This window comes from Bacillus cereus group sp. MYBK15-3 (genome assembly GCF_051916765.1).
In the GTDB taxonomy this organism is placed as follows: domain Bacteria; phylum Bacillota; class Bacilli; order Bacillales; family Bacillaceae_G; genus Bacillus_A; species Bacillus_A cereus.
Genome location: NZ_JBQAHG010000002.1, coordinates 150,261 through 166,870, shown reverse-complemented (window position 1 = coordinate 166,870; position 16,610 = coordinate 150,261). Strand labels below are relative to the sequence as shown.

Genomic DNA, 16,610 nt, shown 5'->3' with positions numbered 1-16,610 from the left:
CTAGTTTCTTCTTTTTTAGCTGTATTTGCTTTATAATTATTATCGGTACACTATTTTTATTTTATAGAATTGAGGTGAATATATGAGCTGGAAAGGTTTAGTAGCAGGTCTTGGCGTTGGGTTCGCAGCTGGTTATCTCGTTGCAAACAAGGTACAAGAACAATCCCATATTTCTTCAGAAAAAGCATTGAAAATGGTGAAACAAGCATTAAGTCATAAAGGTGAAATTACTGGCTCTTGGGTACATATGGTTCCAGAGACATTTGAAAAATATGATGTCGCATATGAAGTTTATCGCGGCGGTCTTACGACAATGTTAAATGATATACAAGAACGATTTGAATTTTTAGTTGATGCTAAAACAGGTACTGTTTTAGAGGTTATAGCAGCATAAAAAGGAGGGTTCCCATTAGGTGAACCTCTTATTTTTTTGAAATTGCGGGTATTGATTAAAATTATATCAGCGATTTTCCGAATATATCGGCGCAGCTCAATTTATATCAGCGATTTCCCAATTATATCGGCGCAACTCAATTTATATCCGCGTTTGTTTAAATATATCGACTTACCGACAGAACCCGACAATAAAAAAGAGGCTGCTCCAATAAATATGATGGAACAACCTCCTATTTTTATGCTTCTATACTCGTTTTCCGTTCTACTTTTTCTACGATATGCCCTTCCTCATTCCACTTCACAGCGCGATAATATGCGTCATGGTAAAACGTAAACCATGCCTCTTTTTCAGCACCATACTTCATCCACTTTTGTTTATTTTCAATCGAGGTCATCGGATAATCATCGTATGCCATTACCCATAATACATTTTGATGCGCGTGCGTCGGCAAGAGATCTGCTAAATGTAGCATCGTTTCCCCTTGACTCTCCAAAATGATGACTGCATGTCCATCACTATGCCCACCCGTATGTGCCATCTTGATTTCATCTGTAATTTCTATTTCTTGCTGAAACGTAACAACTTGATCTACAATCGGTTCCCAATTTTCCTTCCAATATGTATTACGGGATCTAATATTTGGGTTCCTCATTTCATTCCACTCTGTTTCACTTACGTAAACTTTCGCATTTGGAAACGCTGGTACAAGGTGATCCCCATCCCATTTTGTTAGGCCAGATGCATGATCAAAATGAAGGTGTGTCATTAAAACATATTGAATATCTTCAGGCTTTAATCCCTGTTTTTCTAACGATTCATAAACCGATGATTCTTCTGTTACACCTTGATTTCGTTTCATCTTCTCATCCAACTTACCGTTTCCTATTCCTGAATCAATGAGCATATTTCCATCTTTCGTTTGTAAAAGTAACGGATCTGTTCGTAAGTAAATATGATTTGTGTCATTATGTTTATATTTACGTGACCAAAGTACTTTCGGCACAACACCAAACATTGCCCCTCCATCTAAATGTGTATTTCCGCCTTTTAACCACGTTACTTTTATATCTCCAATTTGTAACTGTTCCATTACACATCCCCCTTTCAATTAATCTTAACATAAAATTCTGATTATTTTAGATATAAAAAACCTATGCATTACTGCATAGGCTCTGTACGATATTTTGCTTCAACTCGGTAAATACGATGACCTTTACTAGAGAATTTCTCTTCGTATTCAGTCATGATGTTACCTTCAAAGTCGCTGTTATGAAGATCTAAGCTTAAGTAAGTTAGTAACATACCATACTCAGCCATACTCATAAGAGAATATTCAAATAGACCTTGGTTATCTGTTTTGAAATGAATTTCTCCGCCTTCTACTAACACTTCTTCGTAATTACGTAAAAATGTTTTATACGTTAAACGACGCTTCGTATGACGTTTCTTTGGCCATGGATCTGAGAAGTTTAAATAAACGCGATCAATTTCACCTTTCGCAAAGAAAACTGTTAAATCTTCAGCATCTTTATTAATTAACTTTAAGTTTGGTAATTCTTCTTCAATTAATTTATCAAGTGCATCTACAACAACACTTGTGAATTTTTCAATTCCAATATAATTAATATGTGGATTCGCTTTTGCCATATCATACATGAAGCGGCCACGACCTGTACCTACTTCAATGTGAATTGGTTGTTCGTTTCCAAATACTTCTTTCCAGCTACCAGCGCGCTCCTCTGGGTTTCCGATTACGATATGTGAATATTCATTAATTCGATCCATTGCATACGGTTTATGTCTTAAACGCATAGATGTTTCCCTCTCTTTACATAGCTATTTTAAAGGAATAATTCCTTCTTTCTTTTTTAATCAATCTACCAAACAAAAAACCAAGTACGTACGAGCACTCGGTCCGTTTCTTTCAAGTATAAGATGTACCATTTTGATAAAAACTACATACAGCATTAAACATTCCATGACGAAACAGCTTTTTCTCTTACATTTGAAGAGAAAAACAATCGAAAGGATGATCCGTTCATGCCAATTAATCAACAACATCAATTAGAAGTGCTGAAAGATATTTTAGTCAACCACCAAAGTGATTGCTGCGGGACAGTTTCAGAATGCGAGCAATTAGAGCGCCTCATTCAATCGTTACTCGCAAACGATAATATAAGTAGTGACGCTAAAACAATGCTAAACGATGTATATTCTTATAGTCAATCGGGTAAATCTTCCTCTAATTTGGACAACCATATTTCCAATAATCAAGAACAACTTACTCAGTGGATTGCTGGAATGGACAATTTTTCTTAAGTATTATTCTGAAGCAAGTAGTTGCTGTAAATATTGATGCCAATATTCAGCTTCTGCTTGCTGTTTTTTTGTTGTATGCCATTGAATAGACAAAATCGTTTGTGCTATCACATACCATCTCATACGCCTAAGCAGCGATTCATCCATTTCAATATCATAATAACCGAGCCACTCACTCCACTCCTGGCGCGGAATGTACCAATATAATAACATACCGAGGTCTAGAGCTGGGTCAGCAATTACAGCTCCATCCCAATCAATTAAAAACAATTCATCTTCATCCGACAATAGCCAGTTGTTATGGTTTACATCACAATGGCATACAACGAATTCATTGTATTCAATAGCTTTTAATGAATCCATTAAATATTGAAGGCCTTGCTGAATTGTTTCATCATCCCTTATATCTCCTCTTAAAACGAGTTGCAGTTGTTGTAATAACTCTTGTGCGTGAAGCGGCTGCTTCCCAAGTCTTTGAATCATCTGTACAAGCGCTTTAGAGGAGTGTATTTTCTTCAAAAGTTTCGCAACACGTTCTAGTTTCATATCCTCTGGCTCTAGCTTCTGTCCCGGAAGCCATTTTTGAGCAGAAATTACATCACCATTCGTTACCCTTCTTGTCCAAAGTAATTTTGGAACAATTCCTTCTGCTGACAATACCGCTAAAAAGGGCGATGTATTCCGCTTTAAAAATAACTTCTGTTGTCCGTTTTGCGCAATATATGCATCGCCCGTTACTCCACCAGCCGGTACAAGACTCCACTCTTTTCCTAATAATTGTTCCAACCATTCCATATTCATTACCCGTTAACAAATCCTTATCTTTTATAGTTATGAAAAGAAAAACCGCAACATTTCTACACATGTTGTGGATTCATATATTTTACTGTAAATGAAAAGAAAAATTAGCCTAAGCCAAAAATCCTCTATTTTATTTTACAAAACCTGTCATAGAATGACAACTTATCAAAATCGTCACCTTTGTCAATTCTACATTTATTACATTCTCATCGTCAAGTAGCGATTTGTCACATTATCGTCAATATATACGTGCTAACTGGAGCGAGCCTAAGTTCCTTTCCTCTAAATGAAGAAATTGGCTCTATTTTCGCTTCGTTTTCGTTTACTAACACATGCCACGTTGCTTCTTTCGGAAGTTGCACAGTTTTAGCTTCTAAACCGCTATTAAATAAGACGATAATCTCTTTCCACGGCCCAAACGATTCTGCATGCTCTAGGTGATATGCAAGTACTTCTGTAGATGTTTGTAAAAAAGTCATATGTTTTTTTATAAGGTCTGCATTTTGTAATCGGAATGCCCCATGCTCTTTACGAATCGCAATTAAACCTTTTATATAGTTAACGGTTTCTATCTCTTTCTCTTTTTGATCCCAATCTAATTGATTGATCTCATCATTTGCATTATAACTATTTTCATTTCCTTTCTTCGTACGATAAAACTCTTGCCCTGCGTGTAAGAAAGGAATGCCTTGTGAAAGAATAACCATTGCGCTCGCTAATAGGTGACGTTTTTTCAAAATCGTTTCTGATTCTTCATTACTGCGCACTAGTTTATCCCACATCGTCATATTATCATGACATTCTACATAGTTAATGCTTTGCGCCGGCTCTAAAAACAGCCCTGTTTCTTTCATACTTAAAAGACTTCCTGCTGCAATATACTGCAAATGATTACAGTCTACATGCCCACCAAATGCAAAACCACGCTTATTTATATGAAATGTACTCCCTTTTATCCCATCACGAAATTGATCATTAAACTGCGCGATATGTGGCATTTTCTTCGCATTATTTAACGTTGCTTTTTCCTCAAGAGGAAGCGGTGTTTGTAAATCCCATCCTTCTCCTAATAACAAAGCATCTCGTTTTATGTTTCGCACTTCTTTCTCTATCATATTCATTGTATCAATATCTAAAATTCCCATTAAGTCGAATCGGAATCCATCGACATTGTATTCAGTAAGCCAATATAAAATAGACTCTACAATGAATTTCCTCATCATTTTCCGTTCAGACGCTATATCATTTCCGACTCCCGTCCCATTAGAAGGCATACCATCTTCACCATGACGAAAATAATATCCTGGAACAAGCTTCTCAAATGATGATAGCTCTCTTTCATAAACATGATTATATACAACATCTATAATCACCCTAATACCTTGTTCATGAAATGTTTCAATTAGTTGTTTGCACTCAACTATCCTGTTATACGAATCAGAGGGGTTTGTAGCATAATATGCTGTTGGTGCATTGTAATATAATGGATTGTACCCCCAATTATAGGCAGAAGAAGGATTCGCCTCATCCACACCACCGAAACAATATAAAGGCAATAATTCAACATGCGTAACGCCTAAATCTTTTATATGAGACAAACCTGTCAATGTCCCATTTCGTCCTGTTGTTCCTTCTTCCATTAGCCCTTTATACGTCCCTTTTTTACTCACTCCACTGTTCGGATGAATAGTAGCATCACGAATATGCAATTCATACAATATGGCATCTGTCATTGCTTGTAATGGTGGTAATTGCTCTCGTTTCGTTACAGTCGTCTTTTCTAAATCGATAACAATGCCATACTTTCCATTTACAGTCACTGACTTTGCGTAAGGATCCACCGCTTCGTTCCATATTAAATTAATACAAACAAGAAATGTATAGCGTGCTCCGTCTAAATCACCTTGTAATGTTTGAATCCAAACTCCGTTTTCTCCCCTGTACATTTCATGATCGGTATATTCTTTATCGCTCTTATAAATTCTTACTTTCGCAAGCCTTGCAGTTGGGGCCCATACTTTAAATGTCGTTTCTTGTTTTTGATACACAGCACCTAAATCTGTACCTTCGTAATAATACTTTTCATCGAAAATTTTTGTTCGAATAACAGCACCTATTTGTAAATCAGTTTCTTCATTCCGTTCATCTCGTACTGTATAATACTTCCCCACATCTAGCGGCTCTTCTATAAAGCACTCATACTTCGTTGCATCTGGAAGCGCAATAGTATGAGCAATCGGTAAATCTTTCACATTACTTCCTTCTTGCAAACGAAATGTCCGACTTGTTCCATACGCATGTGGGAGCAAAATTGTAATTTTATTCATTTCATCTAAATAGGCATCAAATGGACGTTTTACTTTCAACATAAAAAAATCACCATCATTCTCAAAGTTAAAATAAAGTGAAACTTTAATGAGCGAGAAAATTTTTCCATCCTCACTTATTATTAGCCTTCACCAATTAGGCGAGATAAAATGAGCTGCAAATGATAAGGCTTTTCTTATCAACAAGACTCTATACAGTAACTCCATTCTTCTCTATAGTATATTCACCTGCATAAAAAACGTTTTCAACATTCTATTTTTGTAATTTTATTTCAGCAATCGATTTATACTTCGGGGTTTCTTTCACGTGGGATTCGTATAAAGTAATTGTATCTGCTTGAAATGATATTTCAGGCACTTCTTTTATACTTTCTAAACGAAACTTTTCTTCTCCTATCCATTTACGAGCAACGGTAATATGCGGGTGATACGGGCGTGTTTCTAGAGAAAATCCATTTTCTTCACAAATGGCATGTACTTGCTTTTGCAAGTGAAACAAATGGTGATTCTCACTTACCTTCGCCCAAAAAATACGAGGCTGATCTTCCCTACCAAACGTTGAAAAACCTTGTAACGTGAACGATAGTTCTTTTGTTTCTGCAACTGTTTGTAATCCATTCTTTATTCCCTCTAATTGTTCCTCCGTTGCACTCCCTAAAAATGAAAGGGTAATATGATAGTCTTCTTTATGTACCCATGAACGAAATTGTAATTCCTCTTGCATGTCCTTTTTATAGTTATACAGCATTTCTTTTATATGATTCGGTAACGTAATTGCGACAAAATAATGCAGTTCCATGTACATCTTCTCCTTCTTTCTATTGTTGCTTTTCTTTCTTATCTCATTCAGGTAAAAAGAAGCCGCTCTCCAAAATAGAGAGCGGACATTATTTATATATCCATTACTTTGCTAATTCATGAATTGCTTGCGCGTAAATTGCTGTTGCTTTTAATAAGTCTTCAATTTCGATATACTCATCTTTTTGATGCGCAAGTTCTTCTTTTCCAGGGAATAGCGGGCCAAATGCCACACCAGCTTTTAATGAACGAGCATAAGTACCGCCGCCGATTGCTAATAGTTCTGCTTTTTCACCTGTTTGTTCTTCATACACACGTTGTAACGTACGGATTAATACGTGATCTTTATCGACGTGATGTGGGCGAGAATTAGAATAGTCAGCCACTTCAAAACCATGCGTACCAACATATTCTTTCAACTTCACAATTGTTTCTTCAAAGTTAGTTGTAACTGGGTAACGTACGTTTAGCCCTAAGTTACCACCGTTTTCTTTCGTATAAGAAATGCGACCGACATTCACTGTTAACGGACCGCTAATTTCATCTTTATAAGCAATAGTAGCTTTTTCACCAAAAATATCACCAGTAAATGTTTCTGTTGCAAATGTCGCAAATGCAGTTGCTTTTCCATCAAGTGAAACTGTAGTTAAGAAGTTTGCTAATAATAAACCTGCATTTTCTCCTTTTTCAGGAGTAGATCCGTGCGCTGAAATTCCTTCTATTTGCAACGTCACTGCATTTCCTTCTATAGTCGATTTCCCTATTTTTTTAGCAGTTTGTAAATACTCTTCATATGCTACTGTAAGTGCATTTACATCTTCTCCTGTAATAACCGCTTCTGCAAAATCAGGAACCATATTTAAACGGCGCCCTGAATCAAATGAAACAAGTTCATATGTACCTTTTTTCTCTTCACTACCATTTTGCACAACTTGTATATCAGAAATTCCTTTTTCTGCATTAATAATTGGAAAGTCTGCATCTGGTGCAAAACCGATTGTTGGCATTTCTTCATTTTTAAAGTAGTGATCTACACATTTCCAATTGCTTTCCTCATCTGTTCCTATAATCATACGAACACGTTTGGAAAGAGGTAAGCCTAATTCCTTCACAATTTTCATCGCATAATATGCTGCCATCGTTGGGCCTTTATCGTCAATTGCACCACGTGCAAAAATCTTTCCGTCGCGAATATCTGCACTATATGCAGGAGTCGTCCAGCCATCGCCTTCTGGTACAACGTCAACGTGACAAAGAATGCCTACTAACTCTTCTCCTTGCCCCATTTCAAGATGACCTGCATATCCTTCTAAATTTTTAGAAGTAAAACCTTCAGTTTCTCCTTTATGTAACATGAAAGATAAAGCTTTTTCTACACCTTCACCGAATGGTGCGCCCTCTTTCGCCGATTCTTCTTCCCATACACTTTTAATTTGTAAAAATTGTTGTGTATCACGAATTAAATCATCTTTTCGTTTCGCAACTTCTTCTGTCCAATTAATTGCTGACATCACGCATCCATCCTTCACTATATTGTTTCTTTCATCATAACAAACCGAAATCTCTTATGCCATACACGAAAACTAAATACCGAACAATTGTAATATTTCAGATATTTCTCATTAGTTTTTCTTTTATTTTTTCAAAAAAATTTGCAGGAATTTGGCGTTTTACGTAGAATTTTATGTGTTAGTTGACTGACCATATATACAATGTCAACTACCAATATTTTTCTATATGAATATTTGTTAAATTTCTGTAAAATTTAAGTAGATTAAAGCATGAATTTTATCATGTAGAGTACAATGGTAGTAACGACCTTCTTTCCTGAATGGGGTCAAAAAAACTAGTAGAGGAGTGGTTTTCTCTTGAAACCTACAACTACTCGTATGCTAACACGCATTAAATCAATTTATATGTACATCAATGAAAACGGAACGGTAACGACGAAAGACCTTGTAGATGAGTTCGGGATCACACCGCGAACGATACAACGTGATCTAAATGTGTTGCAGTTTAATGAACTCGTGTATAGCCCTTGCCGCGGTAAGTGGACAACAACAGGAAAGAAAGTGAGAATGACCTCATAATGAAAAATAATTGTATGTAAATAAATACATACCCCTTTCTAATAATTAGAAAGGGGTCTTTTCTGCGCCTATAAAGGTACTACTTTTCAGTATCTACTTGATATGTTTTTAACATTTCTACTTCTTCATCTGTTAGCTCTCGGTATTGTCCAAGTTCTAGTTCTTCATCTAATACTAACGGACCCATCTCTGTTCTCTTTAGGTAGACTACTTTTTTCCCTACCGCTTCAAACATACGCTTCACTTGATGGAATTTCCCTTCCGTAATCACAAGCTCAATTTCAGAAATATCATCGCTTTTCAATATTGTAAGTGCACCTGGCTTTGTTTCATAGCCATCATCTAAAATAACACCTTTAGCAAACTCTTTTACATCCTCTTCTGTTACTACTCCTGCAACGTGTGCATAATATTTTTTCGGCACATGCTTTTTCGGAGATAATAATTGATGTGATAACTTCCCATCATTTGTTATCAATAAGAAACCTTCCGTATCGATATCAAGTCGTCCAACTGGGAACGGATCAAAGATTGCATCTTCTAATTCTAATAAATCTATTACTGTTTCATGATTATCATCTTCCGTCGCTGAAATAACACCTTGTGGTTTATGCATCATTAAGTAAACAAATTCTTTGTATTCCACAACTTCACCGTGAATCATAACTTCTTGCTCTTCTACATTTACATGAACTTTCGCATCTTTTACTGGCGTTCCATCAATTTTCACAACGCCGTCTTTCAATAATTTCTTTACTTCTTTTCTACTTCCATATCCCATATTTGCTAATAATTTATCTAATCTCACGTTTTTCACCTTCTTTATTTATCATAGAAAAGGGGACGTAATTACGCCCCTCTTGATTTCAACTTTATTTTAAATCTACTACCAAGTTTACGTTGAATTTTATCTAATGCTTCTCCGCCAAATACTCTTTCAAGTACTCCTGTGCGAATTGCTAACAATCCGTAAACAAGACCGCCAATACCTGCACAAATTGCAACTGTTATAAGAGCACCCATACGGCCATCAGGCGAAATCATGAAGGATAGAAGCCATTGTGATAGTTTTACAGCAACGACCATTATAAGTGTTAGTACTGCAATTTGGAATGTTCTTTTATATACAACACCGAATGAATAGTGTGCGTATTTTTTAATTTGTTGATTTGTGTACCAAACAGAAGCTAAGAAACCAACTGCTGTTGCTAGAATTGCTCCTACTGTACCGAAATAACGAATAAAGATTACGTTACATACAAATTTCAAAATAACGCCCATTATAAGCGCAATAATCGCATGCTTCTGCTGGTTAATACCTTGCAGGATTGCCGCTGTTACTGTAAATAAAGCGAATAACAACGCAACTGGTGCATACCACATTAATACTTGTCCACCTAGTGGATCTGAATCGTAAAACGCAGTATAAATTGGATATGCCAGTGAAGAAATACCGACAACTGCTGGCAATGTTAAAAACATATTCGCCTGGAATGTTTGTGTAATTTGTAATTTCAAATAACGGTATTGTTTTTCAGTAAATGATTTTGTAATTGCTGGTACAAGCGTTAAACTAAACGCTGTTGCAAGTGATACAGGAATCATAATTAACTTATGCGTCCACATTGTGAAAATACCGAGAGCTCGCTCTGCGATATCACCTTGACCAATCGCCTGCATAATTGAGTTAAATGTCAATGTATCAATTTGTTGATATAAAGGAATTGTTAACCCAATTACAACGTAAGGAATCGCATATGCAAATAACTCTTTAAACAATTGAACGGTGCTTACTGTTGATTCTGGTACAGTTTGTTCAATTAGATATTGATCCAAATATTTTTTACGTTTTAACCAGTACCAAATTAACACACCGAGTGCTCCAACCGCTGAAACGAACGCAGCAAATGTCGCTACTCCAACTGCTGTTGCAACTGTACCGCCAAGTACTTTAATAACGATAAAACTACCTGCTAATAAAAAGACGATACGAATAATTTGTTCAATAATTTGTGAAACGGTAGTTGGTCCCATAGACTGGTGACCTTGGAAATAACCACGAATTAAACTCGCTGCTGGTACAACAATAAGTGCGAAACTTACAAGACGAATAATCGTCGTAACTTCTCCTACATTATTGTGTATACTTTGTTTACCAAGCATCGCTTCTGCAAACAATGGCGCCGTCATGTACAGTACTAGGAACGAAAGAACTCCTGTTACTATCATCATAACCATTCCCGAGCGGAACATTCTCCGGCTCGTTTTATAATCGCCAAGCGCATTATATTTGGAAACAAATTTTGAAACAGCAAGTGGCACACCTGCCGTTGCGATACTTAAAAAGATCGTATATGGAATGTATCCATATGTATAGAGCGTTCCGCCTTCTGTTCCTACTAATGCATGAAACGGAAAGACGTAAATCATGCCTAAGAACTTTACTAAAAATGTCCCTAGCGTAACAATAAGCGTTCCGCGCAGAAATTTCGAATCGGACATACAAAAATCCTCCTACATCTACATAAAGTGAAACTATAATTAGTTGGAGACTTCTCTCCTACTCCTTATTAGTTGAACCATTCGAGCATTTACAGGCTAACAGACTCCCTATTTACTTCTCCTAAATCTTGAGGTTTTAGTCTTATCGCCTACAAATGGCAGGATAGTGCTGAACTCTAACTTTTGTATTGTACCACAATTCTCTCATTAAGCAGTACTTCACTCTATTTTTCTTTTAAGGGAAAACATGCTATTCTTTTAGGCAGGAAATGTAGAAAATGAGGTCGATATATTATGCATTATGATGTTATTGTCATCGGCGGCGGTCCTTCTGGGCTAATGGCTGCAATTGGTGCTGCAGAAGAAGGCGCAAATGTCTTACTTCTTGATAAAGGAAATAAACTTGGGCGTAAACTTGCAATTTCTGGTGGCGGACGCTGTAACGTAACAAACCGTCTACCACTTGATGAAATTGTTAAACATATACCAGGAAACGGTCGCTTCTTATACAGCGCTTTTTCTATTTTTAATAATGAAGATATTATTACATTCTTCGAAAATCTTGGTGTTAAATTGAAAGAAGAAGACCACGGTCGCATGTTCCCTGTGTCAAACAAAGCACAATCTGTTGTAGACGCACTTTTAACACGATTAAAAGACTTAGGTGTAAAAATTCGTACAAATACGCCTGTTGAAACGATTGAATATGAAAATGGTCAAACGAAAGCAGTTATACTGCAAACAGGTGAAGTGTTAGAAACAAATCACGTCGTTATCGCTGTTGGCGGAAAATCAGTTCCTCAAACCGGATCTACTGGAGACGGATATGCTTGGGCTGAAAAAGCGGGTCATACAATTACAGAATTATTCCCAACAGAAGTACCTATCCTTTCAAACGAGCCGTTTATACGTGACCGCTCATTACAAGGTCTTGCTTTACGTGATATAAACTTAAGCGTATTAAACCCGAAAGGAAAAACTATCATTTCTCACAAAATGGACATGCTCTTCACTCATTTTGGCCTATCTGGTCCTGCTGCTCTTCGCTGTAGTCAATTCGTCGTGAAAGCACTGAAAAAGTTTAAAACGAATACAATACAAATGAGTATTGATGCATTGCCAGAGGAAAATAGTGAGCAACTATTTCAGCGCATGCTGAAACAAATGAAAGAAGATCCGAAAAAAGGAATTAAAAACGTTTTAAAAGGTTATGTTCCTGAACGTTACTTCCTATTCTTATTAGAAAAAAATGAAATTGACGGCAGCGAACAAGCTGGACAAGTTTCTCACGAAAAGATTCGTGCACTTGTGAAAGACTTTAAAGAGTTTACTGTGAATGTAAATGGTACGCAGTCAATTGAAAAAGCATTCGTTACTGGCGGCGGTGTATCCGTGAAAGAAGTTAACCCGAAAGAAATGTCTTCTAAATTTACGAACGGCTTATATTTCTGCGGAGAAGTTCTTGATATTCATGGTTATACTGGTGGCTATAATATTACATCAGCCCTTGTTACTGGTAGAATTGCCGGAACGACAGCTGGAGAAAACGCGAAAATGCAGTATTAAAAAAAGAAACAGGGATTCCTGTTTCTTTTTTTATAGGTACATGAAATTATTATCGGTGATTCCACCGATTCTGTAATTATATCGGCGATTTTCCAAATTTATCAGCGATTCTGCAACTTATATCGGCGATTTCCCAAATTTATCGACTTACCGACAAGAAGCGACAAATATCTGCTCCATGTAACTTTCCATTGCTTTTTTGTTGCTTTATTTACCTTAGTACCTTTATATTTTATATTGTTGAATATTTAAAAAAGGGTAAGGGGAAAACAAATGAGAAAAAAAGTCATGATGTCTTTAATGTTAATGACGTTTCTTTCTGCGGTAGAAGGAACGATTGTTAGTACAGCAATCCCTCGTATAACGAGTGATTTGTCAGGCGTCGAACTTGTTAGTTGGGTATATGCAATTTATATGCTTGCAACAGCTGTTTCGACTCCAATATACGGAAAGCTCGCTGATTTATTTGGCCGTAAAAAAGTTTTACTAATCGGAGCTACAATCTTTTTAGTCGGTTCTGCACTTTGCGGAATCGTTACATCGATGGAACAATTAATCTTCTTCCGCGCGCTTCAAGGTATCGGTGCTGGTGCTGTTATGCCAATCACAATGACGATTATTGGAGACTTATATAGCGAAGCGAAAGACCGCGCGAAAGCACAAGGTTGGATGAGTGCCGTTTGGGGTGTATCCGGTGTTATCGGACCGTTAGTAGGTGGATTTTTAGTTGATTCCCTTTCTTGGCGCTATATTTTCTTCCTAAACGTTCCATTCGGAATTATCGCTTGCTTAATGATTGCAATTTACTACAAAGAATCTATTAAACCTGCTAAGCATCATATCGATTATCTTGGTGCAACAGTCTTCTCATTAAGTACAATCGCTCTACTATATGCATTATTAACAGGTAGCAGTAAGCAAAACTGGGGAGACATGACAATTATCGGCCTATTAATCTTTGCCGCTATTTCATTTATTATTTTCTTATTCATCGAGAAAAAATCTCCAGAACCATTAATTCCGCTAGCACTTTTCTCTAACCGTACATTATCTACGATAAATATATTAACTCTTATTGCTGGCGCAATGATTATTAGTATTACAATGTACCTTCCAATTTGGAGCCAAGGTGTATTAGGGAAAAATGCTACAGAAGCTGGACTTATTTTAATGCCAATCCCTGTTATGTGGACATTTGGCGCTATTTTCTCTGGTAACTTAGTAGGCAAATTAAAAACGAAACAAATCATTTTACTTGGAGCTAGCATTTTATCAGTCGCTACGTTCTTATTATTTACACTATCAACAAATTCACCATCGTTCCTTATTTATGTAGCAGTCGGATTATTCGGCTTAGGAATGGGGCTTGTGACACCGATTTACATGGTAACAATTCAAGCAGCCGTACCAGCTCATACACGCGGAACAGCCGTTGGTTTAAACACATTTATTAATACATTCAGTCAAACGTTAGGTGCTGCAATCTTTGGAACAATCTTTAATACGATGATTCATGCACGCGGCATTAAAAACCTTGATCTTGTATCTGGTGGACACGGCGGGACTACAGCAAGTGTAGCCACTGAATCACAATCCGCATTAGCTGCAAGTGTACACGTTATTTATATGAGCACTTTCGTATTAGCAGTATGTACATTAATTATCGGTTGGCTTTTATTAAAGCCAGCTACACAAACAAGTGAGCAACAATAAAAAGGATGACCATTTTGGTCATCCTTTTTTTATTCTTCATTCTCCACAATATGTTTCAGCATGGATAATTTATTATCCCAAAAACGTTCATAATATGAGAGCCACTGTTGTAATTCTTCTAATGGTTCTGGATGCAAACGATATATCTTCTCTCTTCCGCTTTTTCTTCCACTTACTAAATTTGCTTCCGAAAGAATATGAAGGTGCTTTACAACCGCAGTACGACTCATCGGAAAATGATCCGTTATTTTGGAAATCGGTAACTCTTTGTCACTTAATAACCGTATTACTTCTCGGCGGGTTGGATCAGCAATTGCTTGAAATACATCATATTTCGCTGCTGACGAGGACACTTAGCCTTCGACAACCTTTTTCAGTTTTTCATTTACAATTGCTACCCAACCACCGCTCATTCTATCGCGAATAATAGAGCTCTTCGCATTTGCTTTCGGAAGAATTTCATCAGGATGTTTCCAGCCGCCGTGAATTAACGTAAATTCTGTTTTGTTATCTCCTAAGTCTTTCAAATTAAATGAAACAACCCAGCCATCTGTATCCCATGAGAAAGATAAATGGTTTGGCTCATCAATTTCTAACACTTTACATGGTGATGGCCCAAATGGTGATTGCACATGAAATTCATGTCCTACCTCTAATACAAAATCATTTGGCATAAACCATGACGCAATCCCTTCTGCAGTTGATACTACACTCCATACCTTTTGAATAGACGCGTTAAAAACGATTGTTTGTTTAATATCATTTAATGTATTTTGTTGTTCCATTTTCATTCTCCTTTACTCGGCGTTACAACATAACACCTTTTGGTTATACTTCGATAATATAACACCTTTTAGTTTCATGTCAACGCCAATTCTTTTACTGTTGAGAAATTCTCAACATTTTTTCAACAGGACAAACACCCTCTTAGCATTCCCTCATAATATACTCACAAAGGCAATACAAAATAAAAACTTCTCTCAACATGAAACTCCATCATTCATATTGAAAGAAGCGCCTTACTTATATCATGCGTACTTCGTCTCTCCTCCTTCCCTCAAGGGACAATACGCGAGATATGACAAATCAGAAGGAATATGCCCACCATTTGAGTAGGTAGTTATTTCTCTTCTCCTCAACATTTCCTCAGGAGCGAAATGACTACCGACTCACTTTTTTCAAACAAAAATAAAAAGGGGATGAAAGCTATGTTCTATTGCATTAACTGCTCTGATATTCATCATGAAAAACATCCGAATGATAAAGTATTCAAAAACGGTTTTTATATTGATCCATTTTTAGGTGATCGTTATCACCTTGGTATGTGTAAAGATGCCCAAAATCATGAAACAGGGGAGCCTCTTTTAACGACAAAGAAATTAGGCACACCCCAATCTATTATGAACGTATTACCGACACATGTTGTCCCAACATAAAACATAAAAAAGAGCTGGGTGAGCCAGCTCTTTTTTATGCTTTATAAACGATCATTGCTGAAAAACAATAAATTTGGTTTTCATCGTCGTTAATGGAAACACCAACTTGATACTTAATATCTACAAAGTTGCTATCATCAATCTTTTTCAAAAACACATTCACAGCGTCTTCTAAGTCTTTTTCGTGACTTTCATCAAAAACTTTCACACGAATCATGTTAACACCATCCTAGATCGCAGCCCTCCGCCGCTTGATTATTGCCACGGTGCGTATCTATGATGCGATAAAACTTTCCATTCTCATATATATATCCGTCTTCTAACACATATTTTTTATCTTCAGTATAGACATAAAACTTACCTATCATAAATTTACTCGTATATAATTCCAAATAATTTGGTCTAAATTTAGCTACAACTTTATTTGTAATATCAATTTTTATTGTGCGCCCCACCTTCTCTCCCTCCTTTGCAAAGAACGGATTTAGGTATATTGTATTAGCGCTTTTACATTTTATGCTTAAAAATAAGTGGATATGCCCTCTTTCTCACCTGTACTATTTTTCTAAAAAAATCACTATAAAGTGAAACTTTAATCAGCCCGACCACCCACCTAACTTCTTTGCTTTCGCTGAATTTTGAGGTGGGGGTCTTATTGCCC

Annotated in this window: 18 protein-coding genes; 6 read left to right on the top strand and 12 right to left on the bottom strand. The window is 36.6% G+C overall.

The window, feature by feature from the left end:
• Positions 1–82 precede the first annotated feature (82 nt).
• Positions 83–394 carry a PepSY domain-containing protein gene (locus ACTFR8_RS09245; protein ID WP_000118543.1) on the top strand — a complete coding sequence of 104 codons (312 nt, stop codon included), beginning with the start codon at positions 83–85 and terminating at the stop codon, positions 392–394.
• Positions 395–632: 238 nt separating this feature from the next.
• On the opposite strand, the gene ACTFR8_RS09240 is transcribed toward ACTFR8_RS09245, so the two are convergent.
• Both ACTFR8_RS09240 and trmB read right to left on the bottom strand, forming a co-directional pair.
• Complete coding sequence (locus ACTFR8_RS09240) at positions 633–1,487, bottom strand: YtnP family quorum-quenching lactonase (protein WP_100619181.1); 855 nt, start codon at positions 1,485–1,487, stop codon at positions 633–635.
• A 68-nt stretch (positions 1,488–1,555) separates the two neighbouring features.
• A complete protein-coding gene (gene trmB / locus ACTFR8_RS09235) occupies positions 1,556–2,209 on the bottom strand; it encodes a tRNA (guanosine(46)-N7)-methyltransferase TrmB (RefSeq protein ID WP_001239385.1) in 654 nt (217 codons plus the stop codon).
• Positions 2,210–2,437: 228 nt separating this feature from the next.
• Between trmB and ACTFR8_RS09230 the strand changes: the two genes are divergently transcribed.
• Positions 2,438–2,716 carry a YtzH-like family protein gene (locus ACTFR8_RS09230; protein ID WP_001122235.1) on the top strand — a complete coding sequence of 93 codons (279 nt, stop codon included), beginning with the start codon at positions 2,438–2,440 and terminating at the stop codon, positions 2,714–2,716.
• 3 nt (positions 2,717–2,719) lie between these two features.
• On the opposite strand, the gene ACTFR8_RS09225 is transcribed toward ACTFR8_RS09230, so the two are convergent.
• The 4 genes from ACTFR8_RS09225 to pepV all read right to left on the bottom strand — a co-directional run bounded on the left by ACTFR8_RS09225 (position 2,720) and on the right by pepV (position 8,153).
• Complete coding sequence (locus tag ACTFR8_RS09225) at positions 2,720–3,517, bottom strand: phosphotransferase family protein (RefSeq protein ID WP_001986674.1); 798 nt, start codon at positions 3,515–3,517, stop codon at positions 2,720–2,722.
• A 227-nt stretch (positions 3,518–3,744) separates the two neighbouring features.
• Entirely contained in the window at positions 3,745–5,886 is a 2,142-nt protein-coding gene (pulA, locus tag ACTFR8_RS09220) for a type I pullulanase (protein ID WP_100619177.1), read from the bottom strand.
• Between the two features lie 211 nt (positions 5,887–6,097).
• Positions 6,098–6,643: an RNA 2',3'-cyclic phosphodiesterase gene (thpR, locus tag ACTFR8_RS09215; protein WP_000418999.1), complete on the bottom strand. Its 546-nt coding sequence runs from the start codon at positions 6,641–6,643 to the stop codon at positions 6,098–6,100.
• A gap of 103 nt (positions 6,644–6,746) precedes the next feature.
• Complete coding sequence (gene pepV, locus ACTFR8_RS09210; protein WP_001274258.1) at positions 6,747–8,153, bottom strand: dipeptidase PepV; 1,407 nt, start codon at positions 8,151–8,153, stop codon at positions 6,747–6,749.
• A 357-nt stretch (positions 8,154–8,510) separates the two neighbouring features.
• Between pepV and ACTFR8_RS09205 the strand changes: the two genes are divergently transcribed.
• Positions 8,511–8,732: a DeoR family transcriptional regulator gene (locus ACTFR8_RS09205; protein ID WP_000805512.1), complete on the top strand. Its 222-nt coding sequence runs from the start codon at positions 8,511–8,513 to the stop codon at positions 8,730–8,732.
• A 79-nt stretch (positions 8,733–8,811) separates the two neighbouring features.
• Here the strand turns inward: ACTFR8_RS09205 and ACTFR8_RS09200 are convergent, their stop codons facing one another.
• Both ACTFR8_RS09200 and ACTFR8_RS09195 read right to left on the bottom strand, forming a co-directional pair.
• The gene (locus tag ACTFR8_RS09200) at positions 8,812–9,540 is read right to left on the bottom strand and encodes a pseudouridine synthase (protein ID WP_001234947.1); all 729 of its coding nucleotides are present in this window, start codon (positions 9,538–9,540) and stop codon (positions 8,812–8,814) included.
• A 41-nt stretch (positions 9,541–9,581) separates the two neighbouring features.
• A complete protein-coding gene (locus tag ACTFR8_RS09195; RefSeq protein WP_001284030.1) occupies positions 9,582–11,234 on the bottom strand; it encodes a putative polysaccharide biosynthesis protein in 1,653 nt (550 codons plus the stop codon).
• Between the two features lie 294 nt (positions 11,235–11,528).
• On the opposite strand from ACTFR8_RS09195, the gene ACTFR8_RS09190 reads away from it, so the two are divergent.
• Together ACTFR8_RS09190 and ACTFR8_RS09185 are read left to right on the top strand one after the other, a co-directional pair.
• Positions 11,529–12,800, top strand: a complete 1,272-nt coding sequence (locus ACTFR8_RS09190) for an NAD(P)/FAD-dependent oxidoreductase (protein ID WP_098537321.1) — start codon at positions 11,529–11,531, stop codon at positions 12,798–12,800.
• A 273-nt stretch (positions 12,801–13,073) separates the two neighbouring features.
• Positions 13,074–14,513 (top strand): MDR family MFS transporter, encoded by a 1,440-nt coding sequence (locus tag ACTFR8_RS09185; RefSeq protein WP_001228005.1) that lies wholly within the window; start codon positions 13,074–13,076, stop codon positions 14,511–14,513.
• Positions 14,514–14,542: 29 nt separating this feature from the next.
• On the opposite strand, the gene ACTFR8_RS09180 is transcribed toward ACTFR8_RS09185, so the two are convergent.
• Together ACTFR8_RS09180 and ACTFR8_RS09175 are read right to left on the bottom strand one after the other, a co-directional pair.
• The gene (locus tag ACTFR8_RS09180; RefSeq protein ID WP_000098837.1) at positions 14,543–14,866 is read right to left on the bottom strand and encodes an ArsR/SmtB family transcription factor; all 324 of its coding nucleotides are present in this window, start codon (positions 14,864–14,866) and stop codon (positions 14,543–14,545) included.
• A complete protein-coding gene (locus ACTFR8_RS09175) occupies positions 14,867–15,298 on the bottom strand; it encodes an SRPBCC family protein (RefSeq protein WP_000437769.1) in 432 nt (143 codons plus the stop codon).
• Between the two features lie 423 nt (positions 15,299–15,721).
• Between ACTFR8_RS09175 and ACTFR8_RS09170 the strand changes: the two genes are divergently transcribed.
• On the top strand, positions 15,722–15,949 hold the full coding sequence (locus tag ACTFR8_RS09170) for a DUF3973 domain-containing protein (RefSeq protein ID WP_000498988.1): 228 nt from the start codon (positions 15,722–15,724) through the stop codon (positions 15,947–15,949).
• A gap of 34 nt (positions 15,950–15,983) precedes the next feature.
• On the opposite strand, the gene ACTFR8_RS09165 is transcribed toward ACTFR8_RS09170, so the two are convergent.
• Together ACTFR8_RS09165 and ACTFR8_RS09160 are read right to left on the bottom strand one after the other, a co-directional pair.
• Positions 15,984–16,166: a sporulation protein Cse60 gene (locus ACTFR8_RS09165; RefSeq protein WP_000621751.1), complete on the bottom strand. Its 183-nt coding sequence runs from the start codon at positions 16,164–16,166 to the stop codon at positions 15,984–15,986.
• A gap of 1 nt (position 16,167) precedes the next feature.
• Positions 16,168–16,404 carry a DUF2553 family protein gene (locus ACTFR8_RS09160; RefSeq protein WP_000533804.1) on the bottom strand — a complete coding sequence of 79 codons (237 nt, stop codon included), beginning with the start codon at positions 16,402–16,404 and terminating at the stop codon, positions 16,168–16,170.
• Positions 16,405–16,610 lie beyond the last annotated feature (206 nt).

What these genes read in the sequence shown, in the direction of transcription:
- ACTFR8_RS09245 (WP_000118543.1), top strand. Translation starts at nt 83, where the DNA reads ATGAGCTGGAAAGGTTTAGTAGCAGGTCTTGGCGTTGGGTTCGCAGCT.
- ACTFR8_RS09240 (WP_100619181.1), bottom strand. Translation starts at nt 1,487, where the DNA reads ATGGAACAGTTACAAATTGGAGATATAAAAGTAACGTGGTTAAAAGGC.
- trmB (WP_001239385.1), bottom strand. Translation starts at nt 2,209, where the DNA reads ATGCGTTTAAGACATAAACCGTATGCAATGGATCGAATTAATGAATAT.
- ACTFR8_RS09230 (WP_001122235.1), top strand. Translation starts at nt 2,438, where the DNA reads ATGCCAATTAATCAACAACATCAATTAGAAGTGCTGAAAGATATTTTA.
- ACTFR8_RS09225 (WP_001986674.1), bottom strand. Translation starts at nt 3,517, where the DNA reads ATGAATATGGAATGGTTGGAACAATTATTAGGAAAAGAGTGGAGTCTT.
- pulA (WP_100619177.1), bottom strand. Translation starts at nt 5,886, where the DNA reads ATGTTGAAAGTAAAACGTCCATTTGATGCCTATTTAGATGAAATGAAT.
- thpR (WP_000418999.1), bottom strand. Translation starts at nt 6,643, where the DNA reads ATGGAACTGCATTATTTTGTCGCAATTACGTTACCGAATCATATAAAA.
- pepV (WP_001274258.1), bottom strand. Translation starts at nt 8,153, where the DNA reads ATGTCAGCAATTAATTGGACAGAAGAAGTTGCGAAACGAAAAGATGAT.
- ACTFR8_RS09195 (WP_001284030.1), bottom strand. Translation starts at nt 11,234, where the DNA reads ATGTCCGATTCGAAATTTCTGCGCGGAACGCTTATTGTTACGCTAGGG.
- ACTFR8_RS09190 (WP_098537321.1), top strand. Translation starts at nt 11,529, where the DNA reads ATGCATTATGATGTTATTGTCATCGGCGGCGGTCCTTCTGGGCTAATG.
- ACTFR8_RS09185 (WP_001228005.1), top strand. Translation starts at nt 13,074, where the DNA reads ATGAGAAAAAAAGTCATGATGTCTTTAATGTTAATGACGTTTCTTTCT.
- ACTFR8_RS09175 (WP_000437769.1), bottom strand. Translation starts at nt 15,298, where the DNA reads ATGGAACAACAAAATACATTAAATGATATTAAACAAACAATCGTTTTT.
- ACTFR8_RS09170 (WP_000498988.1), top strand. Translation starts at nt 15,722, where the DNA reads ATGTTCTATTGCATTAACTGCTCTGATATTCATCATGAAAAACATCCG.
- ACTFR8_RS09165 (WP_000621751.1), bottom strand. Translation starts at nt 16,166, where the DNA reads ATGATTCGTGTGAAAGTTTTTGATGAAAGTCACGAAAAAGACTTAGAA.